The sequence below is a fragment of the Streptomyces sp. NPDC050121 genome, from assembly GCF_044460385.1.
Lineage (GTDB): Bacteria > Actinomycetota > Actinomycetes > Streptomycetales > Streptomycetaceae > Streptomyces > Streptomyces soliscabiei.
Map to the genome: position 1 here is coordinate 1 of NZ_JBITJV010000019.1, position 25859 is coordinate 25859.

Sequence of the window (25859 nt, forward strand, 5' to 3'; positions counted from 1 at the left end):
GGGCGGCCCGGGAGCCAACGGCCCGGGACTCGGCGGCCCAAGACTCGGCACAACCGGGCGCAACTGGAGCAACGGAACCAGCGGAACCAGCGGAACCAGCGGAAACGGAAGCGGCAGAAGCGGCCGAGCCCTCGAAACCACCCGAGCCGTCAGAACCGGCGGGAGCGGCGGGAGCGGCGGAACCGGCGGAACCATCCGGGGCGGCGAAGGCCATGGCGCGATCGGCACCCTGCGCTGAGCGGTCGGCGTGCCGTATCTCGCCCCACCAGCCGAGCGCGGTCAGCGCCAGGGTCAGCACCACCCCGGCCAGGATCGCGGTCGACGGCGCCACCACCTGGAGCAGGGCGCCGGCGAGAGACCCCGTCGCCGCGTAACCCGCCCCCGCCGCCGCGTACATGACCGAGTAGCCCGCGGCCAGGGCACCCGCCGGCAGGGCCTCGCGCAGAGAGAGGTTGCGGGTGAGCATCGCGCCCGTCTGGAGCGTGCCGCCCACGGCCAGCGCCGCCGCGATCCCGACCGCGCCCGGTATCAGCGCGGCGAGGGTCACACAGACCGACGTCCCCACCATCAGCACCACGCTGCGGGTTCGCAACAGCCCCGGCCAGGTCCGCAACCCGTAGACGAACCCGCCGAGCCCCCCACCCACCGCCATCCCGGTCAGCAACGGCCCCGACCAGCCCACCCCGACGCCCCGCTGTTCGAGCAGCGCCGGCAGGACGAGCTCGGCCAGCCCGAGCAGGGCCAGACTCGCCGCGCCCGTGACATACACCGGCCAGGCCCCTGCCAGCACCCGCAGTCGCGCCCCGCCACCGCCGGTGTGATCCGCACCCCAGGCGGCCGGCAGAAGCCACAGGCCCGCGACCGACGACGCCATCAGGGCGGCGGCCAGCAGCAGCGGGACGCGCGGCGCGACGCCGAGGGCCAGCCCGGCGACCGCGGCCGGCGAGGCGGCCCACACGCCGGCCGTCAGCATCGACTCGACCGACAGCGCCTGCGCCGCCGACCGCTCCGGGACCAGCGTGGTGAGCAGCGTGCGCAGCCCGCCGGTGGCGGCGGCCGGAGCAGCCCCGGCCACGAGCGCGAACCCACCGAGAACGGCGGGCTGCGCGCCCGGTATGGCCCCCAGTCCCGCGAACCCGACGGCCCCGCACGCGAGCCCGACGGCCAGATGAACCCGGGCCCGCTCATGCCGCAGCCGCATCCCGAGAACCGGAGCGCCGACGATCTCACCGATGACATACGCCGCCGCGAGCATCGCGCCCAGCGAGTAGCCGCCGGGCCGCTCGCGCACCAGGAAAACCAGGGCCAACGGGGCCATGGCAACCGGCATACGAGCGCCGACAGCGGTGCAGGCCCAGACCAGCACCTGCTTGGACGCGACATCGCGGTAGCTCATGAAACGACCGTAGGCGCTGCCACTGACACCGCCCACGCGTTTTCCAGAGCCTGTGGACAACCCCGCCCGACCGACCGACCGCGTGTCACCCCCACCCGTCAGCCCACCCGTCACCCCACCCGTCAGCCCGCCCCGTCAGCCCGACGACCACGTCCGCTAGAACGTCAGTACCCCTCGCGCCACCCGCCCCGCCTCCGCGTCCGCCGTCGCCTTCTCGAAGTCCTCGACGGGATAGGTCTGCGTGACGAGTTCGTCGAGCAGCAGTCGGCCCTCGCGGTACAGCTCGGCGTACAGGGCCACGTCCCGCTGGGGCCGTGAGGCACCGTAGCGGCAGCCCAGGATCGACTTGTCCAGGAACAGCGAGGAGACGAGGAAGGACGCCTCGGCGGTCGCGGGCGGCACCCCGAGCAGCACCGCCTGCCCGCGCCGGTCGAGCAGGTCGATCGCCGCCCGGATCAACTCGACCCGCCCCACGCACTCGAAGACATGGTCCGCACCCGTCGGCAGCACGTCCCGCACGCCCGCCGCGGACGTCAGGAAGTCGGTCGCCCCGAACTGCCGCGCGACCGTCTCCTTCGCCGGATTGGAGTCCACCGCGACGATCCGCAGCGCCCCCGCGATCCGCGCCCCCTGCAGCACGTTGAGCCCGATCCCGCCCGTCCCGATGACGACGACGCTCTCCCCGTACCCCACCCGCGCGCGGTTGAGCACGGCCCCGACGCCGGTCAGCACCCCGCATCCGATGAGCGCGGCGGACGTCAGCGGGATGTCCTTCGGGATGCGCACCGCCTGCACGGCCTTGACGACGGTCCGCTCGGCGAACGCGGAGTTGGCCGCGAACTGGTACACCGGACTGCCCGCGCGCGTGAACGGCTTCTGCGGGCGTCCGATGGCCTGCCGGCACATGGTCGGCCGGCCGCGGTCGCACTCCGCGCAGGCACCGCAGTTGGCGAGCGTGGACAGCGCGACATGGTCCCCGGGGACGACATGTGTGACGCCCGCGCCGACCGCCTCCACCACGCCCGCGCCCTCATGCCCGAGGACGACAGGAGCCGGGAAGGGAATCGTCCCGTCGACGACCGACAGGTCGCTGTGGCACAGCCCCGCCGCCGAGATCGCGACCAGCACCTCGCCCGGCCCCGGATCCCGCACCTCCAGATCGTCGACGACCTCGGCCCGCTTCCCGTCGAACACCACGCCTCGCATCAGACGACCCCCTTGCGCTCTCTGGGCAGGCCGAGCACCCGCTCGGCGATGATCGTGCGCTGGATCTGGTCCGAGCCGCCGTAGATCGTGTCGGCCCGGGAGAACAGGAACAGGTACTGCTCGTCGTCGAGTTCGTACGGCGAGGACGGCGACCAGTCCACCGGTCCGACGCCCGCCGCCGCCCCCCGTACCTGCACCGCCACCTCCCCCAGTCGCTGATGCCAGCCCGCCCACAGCAGCTTGGCCACGCTCGGCGCGCCCGGCCCGCCGGAGCCCCCCAGGGTCCGCAACGCGTTCCACCGCATGGTGCGCAGCTCGGCCCACAGCCGCACCAGCCGATCGCCTACGACGGGATCGTCGGCGGCGCCCGTCTCGACGGCCGTACGCACCACCCGCCCCAACTCCTCGGCGAAGCCGATCTGCTGGGCGAGGGTCGACACCCCGCGCTCGAAGCCGAGGAGACCCATCGCGACCCGCCAGCCGTCACCCCGCGCACCCACGACGTGCTCCACGCGCGCGTGCGCCCCCTCGAAGAAGACCTCGTTGAACTCGCTGGTCCCGGTCAGCTGCCGAATGGGCCGCACCTCGATCCGCCCCGGCTGGTCCATGGGCACGAGAAGGAAACTCAGCCCGCGATGACGCGTGGACTCCGGATCGGTCCGCGCCAGCACGAAGCACCAGTCGGCCTCATGGGCGAGCGAGGTCCAGATCTTCTGCCCGGTGACGCGGTACGACCGCCCGTCGGGGGCGAGTTCGGCTCTCGTCCGGACTCCGGCAAGGTCCGACCCGGCACCCGGCTCGCTGTACCCCTGGCACCACAGCTCGGCGCCGGCGGCGATCGGCGGCAGGAAGCGCGCCTTCTGCTCCGCCGTGCCGTGCGCGAGGAGGGTCGGCGCGAGCAGGTTCTCCCCGATGTGCCCGGAGCGGGGCGGGGCCCCCGACCGCGCGTACTCCTCGGCCCAGGCGACCTGCTGCGTAAGACTGGCGACCCGGTTTCCGTATCCGTTTTCCGTCCACCCGATCCCGATCCAGCCGGCGGCCCCGAGGGTACGTTCCCACGAGCGCCGGTCGGCGGCATGCGGGGCGTGTGCAGCCAGCCAGTCCCGAACCTCGGCGCGGAACTCCTGATCCAGGGGACTGAACCCGAAATCCACGGTCACCTCCTTGAGTAACGGCGAGACACCCACCTGCACCTGCACCCGCACCCGCACCCGCACCCGCCTGACCACAGATCCTCGGAGCGCTCAGGCGTTGGGTCGGCTTCCGTCACCAGCAGCGCTCCGCATCTCGTCCAACCGCGCAAGCATCGGCATCGGATCCACTCCCACCGTCCCCGGCAAGAACTCCGCGATCGTCTCGGCCGTCCAACCGCCGGAGGCATACGCCGCACGGAGTTCCCGCGGCTGCGCCCACACCGCGATCTTCGGTCCGGCCACCGTGTAGACCTGCCCCGTCACGCCCGCGTCCCGAGCCCGGTCCGACAGCAGGTACACCACGAACGCGGCCACGTCCTCCGGCTCCCCGATCTCCGTCAACTCCATGGGCACCCCCGCGGACATCCGCGTCCGCGCGACCGGAGCGACCGCGTTCGCGGTCACCCCGTACCGGTGCAGGCCCAGCGCGGCGCTCCGCACGAGCGAGATGATCCCGCCCTTGGCCGCGCTGTAGTTGGCCTGGGACACCGAGCCCTGGTGGTTGCCGCTGGTGAACCCGATCAACGTGCCCGCGCGCTGCCCCCGCATCACCGCCGACGCCGCCCGGAACACGGTGAACGTGCCCTTCAGATGGGTGGCGACGACCGGGTCCCACTCCTCCTCGGACATGTTGAACAGCATCCGCTCACGCAGGATCCCGGCCACGCACACGACCCCGTCGAGTCGCCCGTACGATGCCAGCGCGGTGTCGACGACCCGCTGTCCGCCCGCCATCGTCGAGATGTCGTCGGCGACGGCGACCGCCTCGCCGCCCGCCGCCTCGATCTCCTTGACGACTGACTCGGCGACCTCGCTCGTGGGCGCGGCACCGTCCACGCCCACGCCGTAGTCGTTGACGACGACCCGCGCGCCCTGCGCTGCCGCCGCGAGCGCCACCGCTCGTCCGATGCCACGCCCTGCCCCCGTGACGGCGACGACCTTGCCGGCCAAGAAGTTCCCCACGCCCGGCCCCCTCCCAGAGTTTCTGACGGACCGTTAGATTTGGGTTGCGAGGTACAGGTTGACCCGTCAGTCGGTCGGGGACAAGCCCCGGGGAGGCATGGAATGACACTGCCGGTCGAGTTCCACGACATCGCGAAGCGCGTCAACAACTGGGGGCGCTGGGGGGCCGACGACGAGATCGGCACGCTGAACCTCGTCACCGACGACGTCGTCCGCGCGGCCGTCGCCGAGGTCCGCACCGGCCGCCGCGTCCCGCTCGCGCTGCCCCTGCGGGAGGACGGCGTGCAGAGCGGGCTGATCCCTGGCCGGGTCAACCCCCTGCACGCCATGGTGCAGATCAACCAGGAGATCTTCGGCCCGGGCACGGTGGCGTGCTCCGACGACGCCGTGACGATGGGCCTACAGGCGGGCACCCATTGGGACGCGCCGGCGCACGTCTCGCACTCGGGGAAGCTCTACAACGGCCGTCCGGCCGCCACCGTCACCGCACACGGCGGGGCCGAGTTCAGCGGCATCGACAAGGCGCGGCACGTCGTCTCGCGCGGGGTGCTGCTCGACGTGGCACGCGCGCGTGGCGTCGACCGGCTGGCGGGCGGGCACGCGGTCACCCCGGAGGACTTGGAGGCGGCCGAGGAACTGAGCGGTACGCGCGTGCGTGCGGGCGACGTCGTGCTCGTGCGGACCGGGCAGGTCCAGGTCTATCTGGCCGGGGACAAGCAGGGGTACGGGTTCCCCTCGCCGGGGTTGTCGGTCCGCACCCCGGAGTGGTTCCACGCGCGCGATGTGGCCGCCGTCGCCAACGACACCCTGACCTTCGAGATCTTCCCGCCCGAGATCGACGATCTGTGGCTGCCCGTGCACGCGCTCCACCTCGTGGAGATGGGCATGCTGCAGGGCCAGAACTGGAATCTCGAAGAGTTGTCCACAGCCTGTGGAGAAACGGGCCGGTACGCGTTCCTGCTGTCGGCGATGCCCGAACCGTTCGTCGGCGGGACGGGAACTCCGGTGGCCCCGGTAGCCGTTCTCTGACCACCACGAACACCCGAACACCCGAACCCCGCCCCTCACCAACCCCCGAACCTCACAGCCCCCGAAATCCACGTACAACGTCGGCTGGCGGCGCGCGGCTGCCCGCCCCGAGCACGGCACCGCGCACCGCCATCCGACTCGGCGTACCCCCCACCCTCGGCTTCCCTCGAGCGGGGGCTCCATCGACTCCCCTCGGCCCTGAGGGAACCGACGCCGAATCGCGACCCGCACTCGGCGAGGGCCTCCGTCACCGAAGCCCTCGTCGTCCCCTCACGGCGAATCGCTGACCACAAGCGTGATCAAACGGACACGTCACGTCAACACCCGAACGGAGATTTATTACTTACACCCCATTTGCGATGGCCGCGCACGGAAGCACAGCCAGGCGCACCGACCCCTGACCGGCCAAGGCCGACAGCGCTTTCTGCGCCCATGCTCCACAACCTGCCGAGCCTCCCGCGCCGTGCGCCCGTCAGGAGGGAGGACCCCGAGGAACACCCGGATCGCTCAGACCACCTCGAAGGCGAACCCTTCGCAGGCCGACTCCCGGCCGGCCGCGCTCCCGCACTCCGTCGCGTTCCCGTGGCCCACCGCGGCCGCGTGGCCCACCGCGGCCCCGTGGCCCACCGCGGCCGCGTCGGACCCGGCGCAGCGGTCCAGTTCGCACCAGATCCGCTTGCCCGCACCCTCGACGCTCCACCCCCAGCGGTCCGCGAGGCCGTCCACGAGGGCCAGGCCACGGCCGCCGGTCGCGTCGTCGCCGGCACACCGGGGCACGGGGGCCCGGTCGCTGGTGTCGGCCACCTCCAGGCGGACGATGGACGGTTCGCCCGGGTCGTCGGCCGCCTCACCCTCCGACACCGACGGCAGGGACAGCCGCAGCACGGCCGGACAGCCGGTGTGCACCACGGCGTTGGTGACCAGTTCGGAGACGAGCAGGATCAGCGTCTCGGCGAGCGGCTCCTCGTCCCCTATCCCGGACCCGGCAAGACGCGAACGGGCCCACCTCCGGGCGCGCCCCACCTCAGCGGGGTCGGGCCGGATCTCCAGCTGCACCTTAAGCACCTGCACCGCTCACACCATCCGAACCGGCGGACACATGGCCGTGCGCCACGCAAGCCACGCGAGCCGCGTGTGCACCATGACGACGGGGGCCACGATCGTAGCCATTTTCTGCATGGCCAGAACAACAGCCAGAGGCAGGGTGACGGAACGTGAATCCCTTACGAGACAGCTTGGTTGACGTACAGTCACCTCAACAAGCGCTTCGGGCATATTCCAGCGCGAAGGAGTACCCGTGCGGCATACTGTGCGACGCTCGTCGCGGGGAGTCGAACAGGCGGGGGTCAATTGCCCGTCCGCCCAGCAAATGGCGGCGCGCACCGCCGAATCCGGCACCGCCCCAGGGGCACCGCCGACATGGCTCATGCTCGGAACCACTCGCATCCCACAGAAGGTACCGGAGCGACGCGCCGACTCCGGGCCGTGACGGGTCACGCATCGGACACAACCCGATATCAACGCTCCGTGATTCCGGTATGCCACAATCCGCGACATCCGTACGATCGTCTGCCCGCCATCCTGGCCGTCACCGCAGGCAGCGGGCGTCGGGCACCGTCAATGGCCCACCTCTGACAGCAAGTCACCCGCGAGCAGTTCCTCACTATCCGTAGTCGCACCCGTACGTCGGGTGCGCGTCCAAGCCCTCTTGAGCAGCAGATGTACGTCCGATTCCCAGGTGAAACCCATGCCGCCGTGCACCTGGAGGCAGTCGCGCGCACCGCGCACGGCGGCCTCGTCGGCGAGGAGCCGGGCCGCCGCGATATCGGCCGGGGCGGCGGTGACGGCGGCCGCGTAGAGCGCCGCGCGGGCCATCTCGACCCGCACCAGCAGCTCCGCGCACAGATGCTTGACCGCCTGGAAGGCCCCGATGGGCTGTCCGAACTGCTCGCGCGCCCGGGCGTGTTGCACGGCCAGCTCGCACGCGCGCGTGGCCGTGCCGACCTGCTCTGCGGCGGTGAGGAGGACGGCGACGGGGTCCACGGCGACCGATGCGCCCGCGCCGCCCGCCTTGACCCGGTGCAGCGGCGTCAGCGGGTCCACCGAACGCACCCGCACGGCCCCCTCGAAGCCCTTCAAGCTCTCGAAGCCCTTGAGGCCCGGGAGGCCCGGGAGGCCCTCGAGATCCTTGAAGTCGCCGGCGTCCCCGGCACCCCCGCCACCCCCGCCACCCCGGCCACCCCGGCCACCCCGGCCACCCCGGCCACCCACGAGGACGACATCCGCCTCCGTCAGCCACTCCACCATTCCGCCGCCGTCCGCCGCCGCGACGACTGTCTCCCCCTCGGCCGCGCCGGGCACGTGTCCTGCCGCGAGGTGGGTGGCGATCAGCGGGCCGGGGAGCAGGGCTCGGCCCGCCTCCTCGAACGCCAACACCGCTTCGGGGAGCCCCAGCCCGACCCCGCCGTCCGCCTCGGGCAGCCGCAGTGCGAAGAACCCGGCCGCCCCCAGCTCCCGCCACAGCGCCCGGTCCAGCCGCCCCGGCCGGTCCACGGCGGCCCGCAGCGCCGTACGGTCGAAGCGGCGCGCCAGCAGCCCCCGTACGCCGTCCCGCAGCGCTCGCTGATCTTCCGTCAGTTGGAAACGCATGGGAGAGAGTTCACCGCCCCTTCGGTAGCCCCAGGATCCGTTCGGCCACGATGTTGCGCTGGATCTGCGAGGTGCCGGCCGCGATGGTGTACGACAGCGAGGAGAGCCGCTCGACGACCCAGGGGTGGTCGAGGTCGAGACAGGCGTCGCCCAGGACGTCGGCCGCGGTGTCGTAGAGGTCCTGGCGCGCCTGCGAGTACCTCAGTTTGAAAACCGAACCGCCGACGCCCGGCAGGCCCCCCGTGGCCTGCGCCTCGCTCACGTTCCACTGCGTCAGCCGCCACAGCGCCCTGAACTCGGCGTTGAGGCGGCCCAGCCGCCGCCGTAGCGCGGGATCGTCCCAGCGGCCATTGCTCCGTGCCTCGCGGGCGAGTTCGCCCAGCACCCGGCGGCAGGCGACGACCTCGCCGACGAAGGCGGTGCCGCGCTCGAAGGACAGCGTCACCATCGTCACCCGCCAGCCGTCGTTCTCCTCGCCCACCCTGTTGGCCCCCGGCACCCGCACCTCGTCGAGGAACACCTCGGCGAACTCGGCGGACCCGGCGAGGGTGCGCAGTGGCCGCACGGTGATGCCGGGCGCGTCCATGGGCATCGCCAGCCAGGTGATGCCCTTGTGCTTCGGCGCGCCCGGGTCGGTGCGGACCAACAGCTCGCACCAGTCGGCGACTTCCGCGTGCGAGGTCCAGATCTTGGAGCCGCTCACCACGTAGTCGTCGCCGTCGCGCCACGCGCGCGTGCGCAGCGCCGCGAGGTCGGAGCCGGCGTCGGGCTCGCTGAAGCCCTGGCACCACACCTCCTCGCCGCGCAGGATCGGCGGCAGCCAGCGCGCGCGCTGCCCGGCCGTCCCCTCGGCGGCGATGGTCGGCCCGGCGTGCAGGAGTCCGACGAACCCCGCCCCCACATAGGGTGCGCCCGCCTTCTCCGTCTCCTCCAGGAAGATCAGCCGGACGGTCGGGGAGGCGTCCCAGTGGACGTCGGCGTATCCCGCCTCGTACAGCCTGCGCTGCCAGCCGAGGTCGTAGGCGCGGCGGCCGGGCCAGTCGTCCGGGGACGGCTTCGGCGGGAGCGTCGGCAGCACCTTGCCGAGCCAGTCCCGCAGCCGGGCCCGGAACTCGGCGTCCTCGGGGCTGTCCGAGAGGTCCATCAGCTGTCGAGGTCCAGGTCCAGCATGCGGATCGCGTTGCCCCGCATCAGCTTGTAGACCGTCTCGTCGTCGAGGCCCTTGACGTGGTCGAGGGCGACCTCCTTGGTGTGCGGGAAGGTCGAGTCGACGTGCGGGTAGTCGGTCTCGAAGGTCGCGTTGTCGCGCCCCACGACGTCCAGCGAGGCGACGCCGTGCTTGTCGCGGAAGAAGCAGCAGAAGATCTGCCGGTAGTAGTACGTGGACGGCGGCTCGGGGATGAGGTCGCGGACCCCGCCCCACGCGCGGTGCTCCTCCCACACGTCGTCGGCGCGCTCCAGGGCGTACGGGATCCAGCCCATCTGGCCCTCGGAGTAGGCCAGTTTGAGGCGCGGGAAGCGGACCAGGACCCCGCTGAAGAGGTAGTCCATCATCGAGGCCATGGCGTTGTTGAAGGACAGGGACGCCTGGACGGCCGGGGGCGCGTCCGGTGAGGCGGCCGGCATCTGCGACGACGAACCGATGTGCATGTTGACGACCGTGCCCGTCTCCTCGCACACCGCGAAGAACGGGTCCCAGTACCCGGAGTGGATGGACGGCAGCCCCAGATGGCTGGGGATCTCCGAGAACGTCACCGCGCGCACCCCGCGGGCCGCGTTGCGCCGGATCTCCGCGACCGCCAGCCCGACGTCCCACAGCGGGATCAGACACAGCGGGATCAGCCGGCCGCCGCTGCCCCCGCACCACTCCTCGACCATCCAGTCGTTGTAGGCGCGCACACAAGCCAGCGCGACCTCCTTGTCGTGCGCCTCGGCGAACGTCTGCCCGCAGAAGCGCGGGAAGGACGGGAAGCAGAGGGAGGCCTCGACATGGTTGAGGTCCATGTCGGCCAGGCGTGCCTTCGGATCCCAGCAGCCGCGCCGCATCTCCTCGCGGGTGATCCCCTCCAGCGTCATCTCGTCCCGGTCGAATCCGACGGCGGCGATGTTGCGCTTGTACGGGAACTTCAGGTCCTCGTAGATCCACCAGTCGGTGGGCTGACCGTCCGGGTCCATCGTGATCTGGTACTTCCCGGCGACGTAGGCGAGCTCGCCGATCCCGGCGGTGAGGGGCTGCGGCCCCCGGTCCCGGTATCTGCGCGGCAGCCAGGTCGCGAAGAGGTGCGCGGGCTCGATCACGTGGTCGTCGACGCTGATGATGCGGGGCAGTTCGGTCATGGGACCCCCACTCATGAATCCACTCATGAATCCACTCACATCCGATCACATCCGGTGGACGTATCGGCGGTCGTATCTGATGGACCGTCAGATTCGGTGTACCAAGAAGGCTAGTGCGACCCCCCTGGACCAGCAAGGCGCCGGGCTCTACGCTCTGCCCACGATCTGACAGACCGTCAGCTTTAGGGGGCCGCCGTGACCGACACCGCCCGCGCGCTGAGCACGTCCCGCACCCTCTGGGAGCTCCTCGCCCGCCGCGCCGACCTCACCCCCGACCGCCGGGTCCTCCTCCAGGAGGACCGCGCGCTCACCTTCGGCGAGCTACGCGCGCGTGCCGAGCGGACGGCGGCCGGACTGCACGACCTGGGCGTGCGCCCCGGCACGGTCGTCGCCTGGCAGCTGCCCACCCGCCTCGAAACGGCCGTCCTGTCCTTCGCCCTGGCCCGCCTCGGGGCCGTGCAGTCACCCGTCATCCCCTTCTACCGCGACCGCGAGGTCGGCTTCGCGCTGCGCGAGTCGAAGGCGGAGTTCTTCGCGGTGCCGGGCGTGTGGCGGGGCTTCGACCACACCGAGATGGCGCGAAGGCTCGGCGCGAAGGGCGTCTTCGAGGCGTACGACGACCTCCCCGAGGGGGACCCGGCGGTCCTCCCCGCCCCGCCCGCCGACGGCGTCTCGGTGCGCTGGATCTACTGGACCTCGGGCACCACCTCCGACCCCAAGGGCGTGCTGCACACCGACCGCTCGCTGATCGCGGGCGGATCGTGTCTCGCGCACGCGCTGCACCTGTCGGCGGACGACGTCGGCTCCATGGCGTTCCCGTACGCCCACATCGCCGGCCCCGACTACACCGTCATGCTGCTGCTGTACGGCTTCCCGGCGGTGATGTTCGAGCACTTCGCGCTGCCGGACGCGCTGGAGGGCTACCGACGCCACGGGGTGACGGTCGCGGGCGGGTCGACGGCGTTCTACTCGATGTTCCTCGCCGAGCAGCGCAAGCAGCCGGGGGTTCCGGTGATTCCCACCCTGCGGCTGCTGGCGGGCGGCGGCGCGCCCAAACCGCCGGAGGTGTACCACTGCGTCGTGCGCGAGATGGGCGTGCAGCTCACGCACGGGTACGGGATGACCGAGGTACCGATGATCACCATGGGCGCGCCGGACGACACCGCGGAGAACCTCGCGACGACGGAGGGACGGCCACCCGAGGGCATGGAGATCCGGATCGCGCAGGGCGGGGAGGTGCGGCTGCGCGGAGAGGCCGTGTGCCGGGGCTATCTGGACCCCGCCCAGACCGCCGAGGCCTTCGACGCGGACGGGTTCCTGCGCACCGGCGACCTGGGGCACCTGACCGACAGCGGTCACCTGGTCCTCACCGGGCGGCTGAAGGACGTCATCATCCGCAAGGGGGAGAACGTGTCGGCCAAGGAGATCGAGGACCTGCTCGCCGCCCATCCGGCCGTCGGGGACGTGGCGGTGATCGGCCTGCCGGACGCGGAGCGCGGGGAACTGGTGTGCGCGGTGGTGGAGCGGTCGGCGGACGCCGGGGAGCCGCTGACTCTGGAAGCGGTCGCTTCCCATCTGCGTGCGGCCGGACTGTCCGTGCACAAGCTGCCGGAGCGGCTGGAGGTGGTGGACGCCCTTCCGCGCAACGACACGCTCAGGAAGGTGCTCAAGTACAAGCTGCGCGAGCGCTTCTCCGGGTGAGTGTCACTCGGGAACGGTGAAGTAGCGGGCGAAGGCGGGCACGATCTCCGCCTCGCCGACCTTGCCGTCCGCGTCGGCGTCGAGAACCGCGGCGGCCCCGCGGGCGACCTCGTCGGGGGCTCCGAGGGCCTTGAGGACCCGTACGGTGTCCGCGACCGTGGCCCGGCCGTCGCTGTCGGCGTCGGCGATGTCCAGGGCCGCGTGCAGGAAGGGGCGGGCGATCTCGGCGAACCGCTCCGGGTTGTCGCGCAGGCGCTTGACCGCGCCGTTCACGAACTCCTCCCGGGTGATGCGCTGGTCGCCGTCCCGGTCGGCGATGCCGGCCATGCCCTGCCAGAAGGCCTCGGCGCCGGCGTACAGGGCCTGTCCCTTGTCGGAGCGGGCCGCGACGTCGAACTCGGCGAGCAGCGCCTTGGCCGCCGCACCGAAGTCCGCCCGGTCGATGTAGCCGTTGCCGTCCTGGTCGAAGGTGGCGAACCGGGCGGCGATCCTGCGTTCGTACTCACTGCTGACCATGTCTTGTCGGCCGCCTTACGTCATCACGTGGGGATACTTCCGGCAGGAGCGTACGACGCCGGCGACGCCCCGACAGCGGGAAGCCGACGTCTGTACCAAGACCGGGGGAGTTCCGGTACGCGGGTGTGGCAGAGCGGACCCCGGACTCTCGCCGGTCCCCGGTGAGCGGGGTCCGGCTGCGCATGGAACGGTCGCGGCTACGCCGAGTGGGTTCCCGCTACGCCGAGAGCGGTTCCGTCCCGTCGTCCACGGCGTCGGCGAGGTCCCCGTAGACGTCGAAGAGGCGGCGGACGCCCAGCGCGCCCAGGACCCGGTTGACGTGCGAGTCCTCGGCCGCGCCCCGCGCGGGGAGGATCAGGCGCAGCCGTCCCCGGCAGGAGCGGATGAGACGGCGCGACGCGATGAGCACGCCGACGCCGCTGGAGTCGCAGAAGTACACCTCGGAGAGGTCCAGGACGAGATGGTGACGGCCCTCGGCCACCTCGTCGTGCACCCGCTGCCGCAGCACCGGCGACGTCACCAGATCCAGCTCGCCCGACACATGGAGCACGGCCCACCCGCCCTGCTCGCCGCCGGTCACTTTGAAGGCCACCACCACGCCCTTCGCTCGCTGTAGCTCGCTGTAAACGGAAGCTGTCCCTACGCTTCCTTGCAGCGCGGCTGCCCAGCGGCCGTGCCCCGAAACACCGAAGAAAAAACAGAAACCAAAGGAAAGAGGCTTGTTTCCGTCATATCCAGTCCGGTTCGATCCGTAATTGTCGGGTAGACGCGGCCCATACCAGGCGCTCGCCGACAGGGGGCGCACATTGAAACAAAGGGGCGTGCATAACCGGACGTGCCGACTACATTCGAGGTGACGGTGGACGCAGGCTGGACACAGGCACGGCCGACGACACGGGCATGGGTGAGGGGGCCGCATGGCGAAGAGGGACGCACCGCCCCGCTGGGACCGCAAGATGCAGCAGCGACTCGCACGCGGTGAGGCAGCCGCCCTCGGCGAGCTCTACGACCGTTTCGCTTCGCTCGTGCACGGTCTCGCCCACCGCGTGCTCGAAGACGAACGCGCGGCCGACGGCATCACTCGCGAGGTCTTCGCCCACGTCTGGGAACACCCCGACGCCTACGACCCCAAGCAGGGCCCCCTGCGCACCTGGGTCGCCGCACTGACCCACCGCCTCGCCGTACAGCGACTGCACGCCACCGAGACCGCCGCACTGGCCAAGACCGGCCACGGCTCCGCCGAAGCGACCGAGGAACTGGAGCGCAAGGTGCGGCACGCCTCGGTCGCCGCCCGCGCCGACTACATCGTCCAGGCCATGCCCGCCCCACTGCGCGCCGCCCTGGAACTGGCCTACTTCCAGCGCCGCGACTACCGCCAGACCGCGGCCGACCTCGGCGTCACCGAGGACGAGGCCCGCCGCCGGCTCCGCCTCGGCCTCCAACTCCTCTCCACCGCCCACGACGCCCCGTCCCCCGGCGCACCCCCCGGCTACGGGGGTGCGGCGTGAGCGGCACGAACGGTTTCGAGCCGTGCGACGGCGAGAACGAGGAGGACAGGAGGAACGGCGAGAACGGGGAGGGCGGAGCGAACAGGGAGGACGCGAAGCCCCGCGAGGAGACGGGGACGACAGAGGGAACGGACGAGGAGAGCGTGGACACGAACGCCAAGGGCGGCACCCCCGCGCCCGCACCCACGCCCCGCATCCCGCTCCCCCGCGCCTCCGTGGAGGACAGCGGCCTGCCGTTGCCCGTGCTGGAGGACCCGGCCTCCCCGGCACCGCCACCGCTCACCCTCGAACACCCGGTGCTCAAGTCCCTGCTCGGCGCCTGGGCGCTGGCCGCCTGCTCGGCCGAGGAGACGGCGGCCGTGGAGGACCACCTCGGCGGCTGCGGTGCCTGCGCCGACGAAGCACGGCGACTGCGTGAGGCGGTCGGCCTGCTCCAGCGCCCCGAGAGCCTCGACCTCGACCCCGGCCTGCGCACCCGCGTCCTCGACGGCTGCCTTGACCGACGCCCGCCCCGCATCCCGGTGCCGGCCTGGGCCGCGTCGTACGACGCCGAGACCGCGCGGCTCGACGCCCTGCTCCAGGACTTCGGGGACGCCGAGTGGCACGCGCCCGTACGGCTGCGCTGGTTCCGCGGCGACGGCGAGACATACCGCCGGACGACCGTCGCCGGCGTCATCGCCCACCTGCTCGCCGTCGACGGACTGGTCGCGGTGGCCCTGGGCCTGGACGACCCGCTGGACGCCGTCGAAAAACCCGAGGAGCGGGAAGAGCGGGAAGAGCGGGAGCGGCTCGCGGACGGACCGCCGGTCACGCCCGCCCGCCGCACCGAGGCGCTCTGGGCGGGCTCGCACTACCCGCCCACGCGTTCCGTGCGCGCCCCCTGGCGCGAACAGGCCCACGCCCTCGTCCGCACGGTCTCCTTCACCGGTGCCGACCCCGGCACCCTGCCCGTCTCGTACGGCGGCTTCGAACTGCCCCTGCGGGACGCGATGCTGGACCGCGCCTTCGAGTGCTGGGTGCACGCCGAGGACATCGCGGAAGCCGTCGACTACCCCTACGCACCGCCCGCCCCGCGCCACCTCCACGGCATGATCGACCTGGCCGCGCGGATGCTCCCGGAGACGCTTGCGGCCCGCCGCCGGGCCGGCCTCGCCGCCCCCTCGCACACCCGCCACCTGGTGCCCGCCGGCCGCCCCGGCCGCAGCCTCCGTCTGGAGATCGAGGGCTCGGGCGGCGGCCAGTGGCTGATCCCCCTGGACTCCCCCGGCGCGGTCGCCTCAGCCGACCACGAGGTGGCCCACGTGGCCCTGGACGACGTCGAGTTCTGCCGCCTGGCCGCAGGCCACGTATCCCCGGAGGAGGCGGCGGCCGGCCAGTTGGGCGACCGCGCCGCGATCAGGGACGTACTGTTCGCGGCGGCGGCGCTGAGCAGGATGTAGCTGTAGCACCTAGGCGAACACGACCGTCCGGCGGCCGTTCAGCAGGATTCGTCGTTCCGCGTGCCACTTGACCGCGCGGGCCAGTGCCTGGCACTCGACGTCGCGGCCGATGGCGACCAGCTGGTCGGGGGTGACGCCGTGGCCGACGCGTTCGACCTCCTGCTCGATGATCGGGCCCTCGTCGAGGTCGGCGGTGACGTAGTGCGCCGTCGCACCGATCAGCTTCACGCCCCGCGCGTGCGCCTGGTGGTACGGCTTCGCGCCCTTGAAGCTCGGCAGGAAGGAGTGGTGGATGTTGATGATCCGGCCGCTGAGCTGCTTGCACAGGTCGTCCGACAACACCTGCATGTAGCGGGCCAGGACGACCAGCTCGACGTCCTGCTCCCGGACCAGCTCCAGCAGCTCCGCCTCGGCCTGCGCCTTGTTCTCCTTCGTCACCGGGATATGGCGGAAGGGAATGTCGTACGAGCCCACGAGCTCGGCGAAGTCGGTGTGGTTGGACACCACGGCCGCGATCTCCACCGGCAGCGCGCCGATGCTGGCGCGGAACAGCAGGTCGTTCAGGCAGTGGCCGAACTTGCTGACCATGAGGACGATGCGCATCCTGTCGTCGGCCCGGTTGATCTGCCAGTCCATGTGGAAGGAGTCGCCGATCGCCGCGAAGCTCGCACGCAGCTTGTCCACGGTCACCGGCGGCTCGGCCGAGAAGTGGACGCGCAGGAAGAACAGGCCCGTGTCGCGGTCGCCGAACTGCTGACTGTCCTCGATGTTGCAGCCGGTCATGAAGAGGTAGCTCGACACGGCGTGCACGATGCCCTGCTTGTCGGGGCAGGAAAGTGTGAGGACGTACTGATCGGCGGGGGTTGCCTCGGCTCGGGTGGACTGCTCAGTCATGCGGGACAGGGTCTCATGCCCCTACCGGCCGAACAGAACCCTGTCCGCCACGCGGACCGGGCCCACCCGGACCGGACCGACCCGGACCCGGCATACGGACCCGGTCTACGCCGACCTGGTCATGATGTGCAGCACCTCGAGGGTCCGGGGCGGGGCGTCGGGTTCGTCGCCGTCGGCCGTCGCCATCCGGACATGCGCGTCACGCGCCGCCCGTACGGCGTCCGGCCAGCCCTGGTGCTCGACGTACGCGGAGACGGGGGCGTCCGGCCCTACCTGGTGCATGATCCGCAGCACGCGCAGCACGGCGGTGTCGACGAGCGCCGCCTCCTGCGAGTCGCGGAAGATCGTGCCGACGTACTTCTCGGCGGACCAGTTGTCGAGCCAGGTGTCCTCGACGAGGCGGTACACGGCGTCGGTGACGTCCCCGTACCCTTCGACGCCGGACAGCCAGACGTTCTGCTGGAACACCGGGTCGGAGAGCATGTGCAGCGCGGAGCGCACATTGCTGCGCCAGCGCCACCACGGCATGTCGTTGAGTGGCATGCCGCCCATGGTGGAGGAGCGACGGCCGCGACGGGAAGAGTTCTCCGAACCTTGCACGGTCATCGATCGTACGTTTCCCCGTCACAGGAGCCTCACGACCCCCTGCAATTCACCTCGACGTCACCACTCGTTGACCGTGAGTCACTCGCAGGTTGGCTATGTGACGGAATCGTGCGTGTCCATGACCGGCAAGCGACGCCCTTCCCTGCGAAGTACCTTCCTCCCCAGGTCCTTCCGCTTCACCAGGTCCCTCAGAGCGACCGCCCTCTCGGCGGGCGCCGTGGCCGTCTGCGCGTCACTCGCCGTCGGTTGCGGGGTCGTCCCCGGTACCACGGGGGGTTCCGGGGACGACCCGATCGTCGTCATGACCTGGGCGCCCGAGGGCACGTCGGCGACCAACAAGGCGGGCATGCCCGCCTTCGCCCGCGCCTACGCCCGCTGGATCAACGCGAACGGCGGCCTCAACGGCCGCAAGCTCAAGGTGCTGACCTGCAACGACCACAACGACACCGTGTCCGCCGCGAAGTGCGCCCGCCGGGCGGTCAAGGAGAACGCGGTCGCCGTCGTCGGCTCCTACAGCCAGCACTCCGACGCCTTCTTCCCCTACCTGGAGGGCGACGGCATCCCCTACATAGGCGGCTACGGCGTCACGAACGCGGAGTTCACCAGCCCGCTCTCCTACCCCGTCAACGGCGGCCAGCCCTCCCTCCTGGCCGGCCTCGGCAAGGAGCTGGCCGCGACCTGCGGTCCCGTCTCCCTGATCCGCCCCGACACCATCGCCGGCGACGCGCTGCCCACGATGCTCAACGCCGGGCTGACCGCGGGCGGCCACGACAAGGCCAAGGACCAGCGCGCGCCGGAGGACTCCACCGAGTACTCGGCACAGTCCGAGACCGCCCTGGAACACGTGACCGACGGCAAGAGCGCGAAGAACGAGAAGGGGTGCGTGGTGCCCGCCCTCGGGGACCGCACCAGCACCTTCATGGACTCCTTCCGGCGCGCCCGCACGGACTACACCGCCGTCAACACCGCCACCGTCCTCGGCAGCGTCGACCAGACGGTCATCGACGCGGCCGGCGGCGGCTCCGGGCCCTACGAGGGGTCCTACGTCACCGGCTGGTACCCCGTGGCGAGCGACCCCGCCTGGAACCCGATGAAGAAGGTCATCAGCGAGGAGGCGTTCTCCGACACCCGCATCGACGCCGGCGACACCGGAGTGCAGACCACCTGGATCGCCTACAACGTGTTCCGGCAGGCCGTGGAGTCGCTGGGCGACGGCGAGGTGACCTCCACCTCCGTGCGGGGCGCCCTGGACGACGGGCTGAAGATCACCACCGGCGGGCTCACGCCGACGCTCCGCTGGCAGTTCACCGACCGGCTCGCCTCCATCGGCTTCCCCCGCCTGGTCAACGCCGACGTGACCCTCCAGACCGTGCGGAAGGGCCGGCTGGTGGCCGCCAAGAAGGGCTTCACCGACATGACGAAGACCCTGGAGAAGGCGGACGTCGACTGACGAACCGCCCCCTCCCGCCGACTGGAGCTGGATGGGCCGGCTGGAGCTGGATGGGCCGGCTAGAGCTGGGTGGGCTGGCGCCGGGTCAGGCCGTACGTCTTCGCGATCTCGTTCCACAACGTCGCGGCCTGCGACTTCTGGGCGCTGGCGGTGCCGCTGTCGCGGTTGCCAGCCTGTGTCTCGGAGGTGGTGCGGGCCGAGCCCTTCTTGCAGCTCTTCTTCTTGCTGCCGGCGACCTGGTCGGCCCAGGCCGCGTAGTGGTCGTCGGCGGACGCGGACGCCTGCCACGCCTTGGTGAGGGCGGTGGTCAGCGCGTCGTGGTTCGGCAGCTGGTCGACCTTCAGCCCGGCCAGACTCGTCACCAGGTCGGTGCGCTGTTTCGCCGCGGCCCGCAGATCCGTGGCGGCCTGTGCGAGGTTGCCGCAGGCCTTCACCTCGGCCACCGCGCTGATCACGCTGGCCCGGCTGCTGCCGCTGTCCGCCAGCAGCTTGTCCAGCGCGACGGCCTGCTGCTCGGCCGCACCGGTCGCCTTTGACGTGGACCCGCCGGTCGCGGGAGCGGACGCGGCGACGGTCTTGTTGTCGTCGCCCTTGCCGCCGCCCCCGCCGGAGAGCAGCGCGCCCGCGCCGACCCCGACGACCGCGAGGGCCACCCCGATCGCCGCGAACAACGGCACCCGCGAGCCGCTACGGCCACCCCGGCCGCCGTCGTCGTCACGCGCCCCGCGCCGCCCGCCCGCCGCCGGCTCACCGGGCGGGGTGTAGGCGGGCTGCGGGGAGCGGGCGGCGGGCCCGGCGCCGTAGCCCTGCGGGCCGCCGTAGCCGCCATGGCCGCCGTATCCGGGGGGCTCCGGCTCGGAGAAGCGCGGAAGCTGCTGCGTGGACCCGGCCGGGCTCTCGCTGCCCGGGCCGCTGCGGAAGAGGTTCTCGAACTCGGCGGGCGGCTGCCGGTCCCCGCCGGCCTGTGCGGGGACGGGCGGGAGGTACTGGGTGGCCTCGGCGTCGGAGTGTGTGCCGGGCTGCGCGCCCGGCTGGGTGCCGTGGGTGGGCATCGGGCCGGGGCCCGGAGCGGGCCCGTTCTGCGGGGTGCGACCCAGGAAGTGGGTCGACTCGGCCTGGGTCTCGGGCGGCAGTGCGCCCGGCACGACCGGCGGCAGGTACTGCGTCGCGCCCTCGTCGACGGGTGCGGCGGCGGGGACGGGCGGCAGGTACTGGGTGGCGCCCTCGTCGACCGTGGAGGCCGGAGTCGGGGCCGCCGGTATCGGCGGTATGTACTGCGTCGCACCGTCGTCGAAAGCCGCGGTGGACGCCGAGGCGGCAGAGGCGGCGCGGGGAGCGGCCGGTGGCAGCGGAGTGCTCGGCGTGCCCTGGCCGTACGTCGGATGCGCCGGGGCCGGTGAGCCCTCCGTCGGGAGCGGGCCCGCGCCCGGCTGCGTGCCGCCGCTCCACGGGGCCGCCTGCGGGGCGTTCCAGTGGTCCAGCTGCTGGTGCTGCTGGTGTGCCTGGCCCCTCTGGTCCGACTGGCCCGTCTGGTCCGACTGGCCCGTCTGGTCCGACTGGCCCGTCTGGCCCGTCTGGCCCGTCTGGTCCGACTGGCCCGTCTGGTCCGCGGGGAGCGGCCAGCCCGGGGACGGGGGCTGCGGGGCGGGCGTCTGCGGGTCGGGACCCCAGGGCTGCCCCCAGGTCTGGCCGCCGGCCGGCGCCTGCTGCTGCCCGTACTCCGGTCGGCCGTACTGCTGCTGCCCGTACTCGGACTGCCCGTACTGCTGCTGGCCGCCGTACTGCTGCCGGCCGTGCTCCTGGTTGTGCTGCTGACCGTGCTGCCGGTCGTGCTGCGGGTCGTGCTGAGCGCCGTACTGGCCAAAATGGTCGTCCGACGGCGGTGCGGGCGGCTGTTCCGGACGGGGCGCCCGCCGTGGGGCGCTCGTCGTCATTCCCGGCAGCAGGGGTTCCCCACCGTCGGAGGGCAGCACGATGCCTTCGCGCGCGGGCTGCGCCGAGGGCTCCTCGCCCTGTCCACTCTGCGTCACCGGGACTCCTACGAATGGGGGACCTTCGGAATCGTCGGTTCACGCTACCGGGTCCCCGGAACCCCGTGCCACGCAGCTCAGAACGTGATCTCCCTCCCGGCGAGGCCGCCAGTGACTTCGGTAACAGATCCGGAGCGCCGTGCGCTGTATTCGTCGCCTGCTGTGCGGGACCTCACTGTCTCCCGCACGTTCACGCAGCGGCGCCCCGTCCGTTCACGCCGCGGTCTGCAACTCCAGCCGCGCCCCGAACTCCCTCACCACCGATTCGTCCCGGAACGGCTCCAGTCGCTGCTGGAGGTCCTCCAGGTACTCCGCGCCCCGGTTCGAGCGGAGCGTCTCCAGCAACTCGACCGCTTTCAGACCGGTGTTGCAGGCCTGTTCGATCTCGCGCTGCTGCACCTGCGCGGTGGCCAGCAGGACGTATCCGATCGCGCGCCGGCGCGCACGGCTCTCCGGATGCCCGGCCAGGGACTGCTGCGCGCAGCGCGCCGCCGACTCGGCCTGGCCCAGGTCGCGGTGGCAGTGCGCCAACTCGTCGGCCAGATAGGCGTCGTCGAAGTGTGCGATCCACACCGGGTCGTCCCCGGCGGACGGATCGGCCGCCTCCAGCGCCGACACCGCCCGCCCGGACGCCGCCTGCGCCCCGCGCGCGTCACCCATCAGGGCGTGCCCGCGCGCCTCCGCCGCGAGGAACATCGCCTCCGCGCGCGGCGTCACACGTCCACGCGCCCCCTCCTGTGCCGCGCGCGCCAACTGGGCGATCTCACGCGGGTTTCCGAGCTGGGCCGCGAGATGGCTCATGGAAGCGGCGAGGATGTATCCGCCGTATCCTCGGTCGCCCGCGGCCTGGGCGAGCCGCAGGGCCTGGATGTAGTAGCGCTGGGCGAGGCCCGGTTGGCCGGTGTCGACGGCCATGTACCCGGCGAGCTCCGTCAACCGGGCCACGGCCGCGAAGAGTTCCCGCCCGACCGCCTCCCGGTAGGAGCCGGCCAGCAGCCCCGAGACCACGCTGTTGAGGTAGTGCACGACGACGGGACGGACATGCCCGCTGCCGTACTGGTGGTCCAGGTCGACCAGCGCCTGCGTCATCGCCTTGACGGCCGCGACGTCGGACAGCCCCACCCGGGGTCCCGCCGAGCGCGCCACCTGCGCGTCGGGCGAGGAGATCAGCCAGTCACGGCTCGGCTCGACCAACGCCGAGGCGGCCACGGACGAACCGGAGAGGAAGTCCCGCCGGCCCACGTCGCTGCGCCACAGCTCGCAGACCTGCTCGATGGCCCCCAGTACCGTCGGCGAGAACTGGAGACCCACACCCGAGGCGAGGTTCTTGCCGTTGGCCATGCCGATCTCGTCGATCGTGACCGCACGGCCGAGTTTGCGGCCCAGCGCCTCCGCGATGATCGCCGGGGCGCGTCCGCGCGGCTGCTGTCCGCGCAGCCAACGGGCCACGGACGTCTTGTCGTAGCGCAGGTCGAGACCGTGCTCCGCACCACACATGTTGACGCGGCGGGCGAGCCCGGCGTTCGAGCACCCCGCCTCCTGGATGAGCGCCTGCAGCCGTTCGTTCGGCTGCCGCGCGACTAGCGGCCTTGCGGCCATTGGCACTACCCCCTGTGGAGTTCCGTACCGAAAAGTTCCGGCCGAGAAGATCAATGCCCCACGGACATGGTGAAAATGCGAGGCATGCGAGGATTGCCGAGTATTTCCGGGTTACCGACGGAAGCCCGCCCCTACCGTGACTACCCGCTCCCGCGCCCGTTCCTGCCGCGCGCCCCCGCACATGCACCCATGCGCCCCGGACGGGGAATCGATGCTCCTCCCCCGCGCAAACGGGCGGGCGTAACCCCCGGTGACCGCTAGAGTTGTGCTCATCGTGGAAGAGACCATCGCGGGCGCCGAAGCCACTCAAATCCCGAAGCAGCGCGGGGAATCGCTGCTCGAGACCGCTGTTCGCTATGCCGAGGAACGTCATTGGGACGTCTTTCCCGGCACCTGGCTGGAACCCGTCGACGGGGTGCAGCGCTGCTCCTGCGGGGAAGCGGCGTGCGACGCGCCGGGTGCGCACCCTGCGCGCCCCGACTGGGAGACGCAGGCCACCGGCAGTGCGACGGTGGCGCGCCGGATGTGGCAGAAGCAGCCGACCGCCTCGATCCTGCTGCCCACGGGGCGTACGTTCGACGCGATCTCCGTTCCGGAGACGGCGGGGTTCCTCGCGTTGGCGCGCATGGAGCGGATGGAGTTGACGCTCGGTCCTGTCACATTGACGCCCGACCGGCGGATGCAGTTCTTCGTGCTGCCGGGGGCGTCGGCGAAGGTGCCGGACCTGGTGCGCAAGCTGGGCTGGTCGCTGGGGGCCCTGGATCTGGTGACGTTGGGCGAGGGGACGTTCGTCGCCGCGCCGCCCACCCGGTTCGGGTCGCGGGGGGCCGTGCAGTGGGCCTGCCGGCCGACGGCCGCCAATCGGTGGTTGCCGGACGCGGAGGAACTGATCTCGCCGTTGGCCTACGCGTGCGGCAGGGATCGCTGACGTCGGATCATCAACGACGTCAACAGCGTCAACGCCGCGCCGTAGGGTTCCCTGTATGACGTCCGTACGCGTGCGTGGGCTCTGGAAGCGGTTCGGTCAGCAGGTCGCTGTCGCCGGGATCGATCTCGATCTGCCCGCAGGGAAGTTCATCGGGCTGGTCGGGCCCAACGGGGCCGGGAAGACGACCACGTTGTCGATGGTGACCGGGTTGCTGCGGCCCGATCAGGGGTCCGTCGAGGTCGTCGGGCACGACGTGTGGCGGGATCCCGTGGCGGTGAAGGCACGGATCGGGGTGCTGCCCGAGGGACTACGGCTGTTCGAGCGGCTGTCGGGGCGTGAACTGCTCGGATACAGCGGGCGGTTGCGGGGACTGCCCGGCGCCGAGGTCGACAAGCGGGCCACGCAGCTGCTCGACGTCCTCGACCTGGCCGGCGCCCAGCACAAGCTCGTGGTCGACTACTCGACCGGCATGCGGAAGAAGATCGGGCTCGCGGCCGCGCTGCTCCACAATCCCGAAGTCCTCTTCCTCGACGAGCCGTTCGAGGGCGTCGATCCGGTGTCCGCGCAGATCATCCGAGGGGTGCTGGAGCGCTACACGGCGTCCGGGGCGACGGTCGTCTTCTCGTCCCATGTGATGGAGCTCGTCGAGTCGCTGTGCGACTGGGTGGCGGTGATGGCGGCGGGACGGATCCGGGCGCACGGGACGCTGGCGGAGGTGCGGGGGTCGGCCCCCTCCTTGCAGCGGGCGTTCCTCGAACTCGTCGGGGCGCACAGGATGGACACGGGCTCCGACCTCGACTGGCTGGGCGGCGGGGCCGCCCGATGAGCGGCGTGACCGCCACCCTCGTCCGGCTGAAGCTGTCGCTGCTGCGTAACGGGTTGCGGCAGTCGGGTGGGCGGCGGGCCGCCTACGTCGCCTCCGCCGTCGTCACTCTGCTGTTCGCCGCGTTGCAGCTGATCGGGTTGATCGCGTTGCGCGGGCACGACCACGCCGTCTCGCTGGTGGTGCTGCTGGGGGCGGTGCTGGGGCTGGGGTGGGCGGTGATGCCGCTGTTCTTCCCCAGCGGCGACGAGACCCTGGACCCGACCCGGCTGGTGATGCTGCCGCTGCGACCCCGGCCGCTGGTGCGGGCGCTGCTGGCGGCCTCGCTGGTGGGCATCGGGCCACTGTTCACGCTGCTGATGCTGGTGGGGTCGGTGGTGGCCGTGGCGCACGGGGCGGCGGCCTGGACGGTGGCCGTCCTCGCCGTCGTGCTCGGGCTGCTGGTGTGCGTGGCGCTCGCGCGGGCCGTGGCCGCCGCCAACATCCGGCTGCTGTCCAGCCGCAAGGGCCGCGATCTGGCGGTGCTGAGCGGGCTGGTGATCGCGGTGGGGGCGCAGGTCGTCAACTTCGGGGCGCAGCGGCTCGGGACGTCCGGGCTGGGGCAGCTCGATCCGGTGGCGGACGTGCTGCGGTGGCTGCCGCCCGCCTCCGCGGTCGGCGCGGTGGACTCGGTGAGCGAGGGGGCGTACGGGGTCGCCGTCGCGCAGATCGCCGTCAGCGCGGCCGCGTTGGCACTGCTGGTGGGGGTGTGGGCGCGGACTCTGACGCGGCTGATGACCTCGCCCGACGGCTCCACTCTCCAGGCCGCCGAGCCGACCGCGCGGAAACGACGAAGCGCGGCGGGGCCGGCGCGGCTGCTGCCCGGCGGGCGCACCGGACCGGTGATGGAACGCAGCCTGCGCTACATCTGGCGCGACCCGAAGACGAAGGCGGCCTGGGTGACCTCGCTGGCCATCGGGCTGATCGTGCCCGTCTTCAACGCGGTGCAGGGCACCGGCTCGATCTACTTCGCCTGCTTCGCCGCCGGGATGCTCGGCATTCAGATGTACAACCAGTTCGGGCAGGACACGTCCGCGTTCTGGATGGTCGCGCTGACCATTTCCTCGTCCCGGGACGCCTACGAGGAGCTGCGGGCGCGGGCGCTGGCCCTGCTGGTGATCACCCTGCCGTACGCGACGCTGGTGACCGTGCTGACGACGGCGCTGCTGGGCGACTGGCCGAAGCTGCCCGAGGCGCTGGGGCTGTCGTTCGCGCTGCTCGGCGCGATGCTGGCGACGGGCGCCTGGACCTCGGCGCGCTTTCCCTACTCGATCCCGCAGGAGGGGCACAAGAACGTCGCTCCCGGCCAGGCCGGACTCGCCTGGATCGCGATCTTCGGCGGCATGGTCGCGGCGGCCCTGCTGTGTGCGCCCGTCATCGCGCTGACGATCTGGCTGAACGTCAGCGCGGGCGCAGACGCCTGGACCTGGCTGCTGCTGCCGACAGGCGCGGTGTACGGCGTGGGCGTCACTGTGCTGGGACTACGGCTGGCGGCGCCGAGGACGGCGAAACGGCTGCCGGAGATCCTGACGGCGGTCAGCAAGGGGTGAGGG

Annotated in this window: 22 protein-coding genes; 8 read left to right on the forward strand and 14 right to left on the reverse strand. The window is 71.9% G+C overall.

Features of this window, described 5'->3' with window-relative positions:
- The 4 genes from ACIBTS_RS26685 to ACIBTS_RS26700 form a co-directional block, all read right to left on the reverse strand.
- A partial coding sequence (locus ACIBTS_RS26685) for a hypothetical protein (protein WP_399322678.1) occupies positions 1-1396 on the reverse strand: 1396 nt, incomplete at its 3' end.
- Between the two features lie 156 nt (positions 1397-1552).
- Positions 1553-2602, reverse strand: coding sequence for a Zn-dependent alcohol dehydrogenase (locus ACIBTS_RS26690; RefSeq protein ID WP_399322680.1), 1050 nt, complete (start codon positions 2600-2602; stop codon positions 1553-1555).
- Positions 2602-3756: an acyl-CoA dehydrogenase family protein gene (locus ACIBTS_RS26695; protein ID WP_399322682.1), complete on the reverse strand. Its 1155-nt coding sequence runs from the start codon at positions 3754-3756 to the stop codon at positions 2602-2604. The genes ACIBTS_RS26690 and ACIBTS_RS26695 overlap by 1 nt, the downstream gene beginning before the upstream one ends.
- Positions 3757-3846: 90 nt before the next feature.
- Positions 3847-4758 (reverse strand): SDR family NAD(P)-dependent oxidoreductase, encoded by a 912-nt coding sequence (locus ACIBTS_RS26700; protein WP_399322684.1) that lies wholly within the window; start codon positions 4756-4758, stop codon positions 3847-3849.
- 102 nt (positions 4759-4860) lie between these two features.
- Here ACIBTS_RS26700 and ACIBTS_RS26705 point away from each other — a divergent pair, with 102 nt between their 5' ends.
- Entirely contained in the window at positions 4861-5787 is a 927-nt protein-coding gene (locus ACIBTS_RS26705) for a cyclase family protein (RefSeq protein ID WP_399322686.1), read from the forward strand.
- A gap of 507 nt (positions 5788-6294) precedes the next feature.
- Here ACIBTS_RS26705 and ACIBTS_RS26710 read toward each other — a convergent pair.
- The 4 genes from ACIBTS_RS26710 to ACIBTS_RS26725 all read right to left on the reverse strand — a co-directional run bounded on the left by ACIBTS_RS26710 (position 6295) and on the right by ACIBTS_RS26725 (position 10773).
- The gene (locus ACIBTS_RS26710) at positions 6295-6843 is read right to left on the reverse strand and encodes an ATP-binding protein (RefSeq protein ID WP_399322883.1); all 549 of its coding nucleotides are present in this window, start codon (positions 6841-6843) and stop codon (positions 6295-6297) included.
- 561 nt (positions 6844-7404) lie between these two features.
- The gene (locus ACIBTS_RS26715; RefSeq protein WP_399322688.1) at positions 7405-8436 is read right to left on the reverse strand and encodes an acyl-CoA dehydrogenase family protein; all 1032 of its coding nucleotides are present in this window, start codon (positions 8434-8436) and stop codon (positions 7405-7407) included.
- 10 nt (positions 8437-8446) lie between these two features.
- Positions 8447-9580: an acyl-CoA dehydrogenase family protein gene (locus ACIBTS_RS26720; RefSeq protein WP_399322689.1), complete on the reverse strand. Its 1134-nt coding sequence runs from the start codon at positions 9578-9580 to the stop codon at positions 8447-8449.
- Entirely contained in the window at positions 9580-10773 is a 1194-nt protein-coding gene (locus ACIBTS_RS26725) for an amidohydrolase family protein (protein ID WP_319676788.1), read from the reverse strand. Before ACIBTS_RS26725 ends, ACIBTS_RS26720 begins: the two co-directional genes overlap by 1 nt.
- A gap of 195 nt (positions 10774-10968) precedes the next feature.
- Between ACIBTS_RS26725 and ACIBTS_RS26730 the strand changes: the two genes are divergently transcribed.
- Positions 10969-12474 (forward strand): class I adenylate-forming enzyme family protein, encoded by a 1506-nt coding sequence (locus ACIBTS_RS26730; RefSeq protein ID WP_399322691.1) that lies wholly within the window; start codon positions 10969-10971, stop codon positions 12472-12474.
- A 3-nt stretch (positions 12475-12477) separates the two neighbouring features.
- Here the strand turns inward: ACIBTS_RS26730 and ACIBTS_RS26735 are convergent, their stop codons facing one another.
- Together ACIBTS_RS26735 and ACIBTS_RS26740 are read right to left on the reverse strand one after the other, a co-directional pair.
- Positions 12478-12990 carry an EF-hand domain-containing protein gene (locus tag ACIBTS_RS26735; protein ID WP_079661579.1) on the reverse strand — a complete coding sequence of 171 codons (513 nt, stop codon included), beginning with the start codon at positions 12988-12990 and terminating at the stop codon, positions 12478-12480.
- A 217-nt stretch (positions 12991-13207) separates the two neighbouring features.
- The gene (locus ACIBTS_RS26740) at positions 13208-13588 is read right to left on the reverse strand and encodes an STAS domain-containing protein (RefSeq protein WP_079661578.1); all 381 of its coding nucleotides are present in this window, start codon (positions 13586-13588) and stop codon (positions 13208-13210) included.
- A gap of 319 nt (positions 13589-13907) precedes the next feature.
- Here ACIBTS_RS26740 and ACIBTS_RS26745 point away from each other — a divergent pair, with 319 nt between their 5' ends.
- Both ACIBTS_RS26745 and ACIBTS_RS26750 read left to right on the forward strand, forming a co-directional pair.
- Complete coding sequence (locus ACIBTS_RS26745; RefSeq protein ID WP_319676790.1) at positions 13908-14498, forward strand: sigma-70 family RNA polymerase sigma factor; 591 nt, start codon at positions 13908-13910, stop codon at positions 14496-14498.
- Between the two features lie 143 nt (positions 14499-14641).
- Entirely contained in the window at positions 14642-15937 is a 1296-nt protein-coding gene (locus ACIBTS_RS26750) for a maleylpyruvate isomerase N-terminal domain-containing protein (protein ID WP_399322884.1), read from the forward strand.
- Positions 15938-15946: 9 nt separating this feature from the next.
- On the opposite strand, the gene purU is transcribed toward ACIBTS_RS26750, so the two are convergent.
- Complete coding sequence (gene purU / locus ACIBTS_RS26755) at positions 15947-16831, reverse strand: formyltetrahydrofolate deformylase (protein ID WP_399322694.1); 885 nt, start codon at positions 16829-16831, stop codon at positions 15947-15949.
- 105 nt (positions 16832-16936) lie between these two features.
- Entirely contained in the window at positions 16937-17437 is a 501-nt protein-coding gene (locus tag ACIBTS_RS26760; protein WP_399322695.1) for a hypothetical protein, read from the reverse strand.
- A gap of 118 nt (positions 17438-17555) precedes the next feature.
- On the opposite strand from ACIBTS_RS26760, the gene ACIBTS_RS26765 reads away from it, so the two are divergent.
- Positions 17556-18887 carry an ABC transporter substrate-binding protein gene (locus ACIBTS_RS26765; RefSeq protein WP_399322697.1) on the forward strand — a complete coding sequence of 444 codons (1332 nt, stop codon included), beginning with the start codon at positions 17556-17558 and terminating at the stop codon, positions 18885-18887.
- A 59-nt stretch (positions 18888-18946) separates the two neighbouring features.
- On the opposite strand, the gene ACIBTS_RS26770 is transcribed toward ACIBTS_RS26765, so the two are convergent.
- Both ACIBTS_RS26770 and ACIBTS_RS26775 read right to left on the reverse strand, forming a co-directional pair.
- Positions 18947-20917, reverse strand: coding sequence for a hypothetical protein (locus tag ACIBTS_RS26770; RefSeq protein ID WP_399322699.1), 1971 nt, complete (start codon positions 20915-20917; stop codon positions 18947-18949).
- A 213-nt stretch (positions 20918-21130) separates the two neighbouring features.
- Positions 21131-22516, reverse strand: a complete 1386-nt coding sequence (locus ACIBTS_RS26775) for a transcriptional regulator (protein ID WP_319675079.1) — start codon at positions 22514-22516, stop codon at positions 21131-21133.
- Between the two features lie 265 nt (positions 22517-22781).
- On the opposite strand from ACIBTS_RS26775, the gene ACIBTS_RS26780 reads away from it, so the two are divergent.
- The 3 genes from ACIBTS_RS26780 to ACIBTS_RS26790 are packed head-to-tail and all read left to right on the forward strand — an operon-like array spanning position 22782 to position 25856.
- Positions 22782-23444: a bifunctional DNA primase/polymerase gene (locus ACIBTS_RS26780; protein ID WP_099936616.1), complete on the forward strand. Its 663-nt coding sequence runs from the start codon at positions 22782-22784 to the stop codon at positions 23442-23444.
- A gap of 55 nt (positions 23445-23499) precedes the next feature.
- The gene (locus ACIBTS_RS26785) at positions 23500-24270 is read left to right on the forward strand and encodes an ABC transporter ATP-binding protein (protein WP_399322701.1); all 771 of its coding nucleotides are present in this window, start codon (positions 23500-23502) and stop codon (positions 24268-24270) included.
- Positions 24267-25856 (forward strand): transporter, encoded by a 1590-nt coding sequence (locus tag ACIBTS_RS26790; protein WP_399322703.1) that lies wholly within the window; start codon positions 24267-24269, stop codon positions 25854-25856. The genes ACIBTS_RS26785 and ACIBTS_RS26790 overlap by 4 nt, the downstream gene beginning before the upstream one ends.
- Positions 25857-25859 lie beyond the last annotated feature (3 nt).

Bases quoted from the DNA above. Each gene is read 5' to 3' on its own strand.
- ACIBTS_RS26690 (WP_399322680.1), bottom strand. From the start codon at position 2,602: ATGCGAGGCGTGGTGTTCGACGGGAAGCGGGCCGAGGTCGTCGACGAT.
- ACIBTS_RS26705 (WP_399322686.1), top strand. From the start codon at position 4,861: ATGACACTGCCGGTCGAGTTCCACGACATCGCGAAGCGCGTCAACAAC.
- ACIBTS_RS26715 (WP_399322688.1), bottom strand. From the start codon at position 8,436: ATGCGTTTCCAACTGACGGAAGATCAGCGAGCGCTGCGGGACGGCGTA.
- ACIBTS_RS26720 (WP_399322689.1), bottom strand. From the start codon at position 9,580: ATGGACCTCTCGGACAGCCCCGAGGACGCCGAGTTCCGGGCCCGGCTG.
- ACIBTS_RS26725 (WP_319676788.1), bottom strand. From the start codon at position 10,773: ATGACCGAACTGCCCCGCATCATCAGCGTCGACGACCACGTGATCGAG.
- ACIBTS_RS26735 (WP_079661579.1), bottom strand. From the start codon at position 12,990: ATGGTCAGCAGTGAGTACGAACGCAGGATCGCCGCCCGGTTCGCCACC.
- ACIBTS_RS26745 (WP_319676790.1), top strand. From the start codon at position 13,908: ATGGCGAAGAGGGACGCACCGCCCCGCTGGGACCGCAAGATGCAGCAG.
- purU (WP_399322694.1), bottom strand. From the start codon at position 16,831: ATGACTGAGCAGTCCACCCGAGCCGAGGCAACCCCCGCCGATCAGTAC.
- ACIBTS_RS26760 (WP_399322695.1), bottom strand. From the start codon at position 17,437: ATGACCGTGCAAGGTTCGGAGAACTCTTCCCGTCGCGGCCGTCGCTCC.
- ACIBTS_RS26765 (WP_399322697.1), top strand. From the start codon at position 17,556: ATGACCGGCAAGCGACGCCCTTCCCTGCGAAGTACCTTCCTCCCCAGG.
- ACIBTS_RS26775 (WP_319675079.1), bottom strand. From the start codon at position 22,516: ATGGCCGCAAGGCCGCTAGTCGCGCGGCAGCCGAACGAACGGCTGCAG.
- ACIBTS_RS26785 (WP_399322701.1), top strand. From the start codon at position 23,500: ATGACGTCCGTACGCGTGCGTGGGCTCTGGAAGCGGTTCGGTCAGCAG.
- ACIBTS_RS26790 (WP_399322703.1), top strand. From the start codon at position 24,267: ATGAGCGGCGTGACCGCCACCCTCGTCCGGCTGAAGCTGTCGCTGCTG.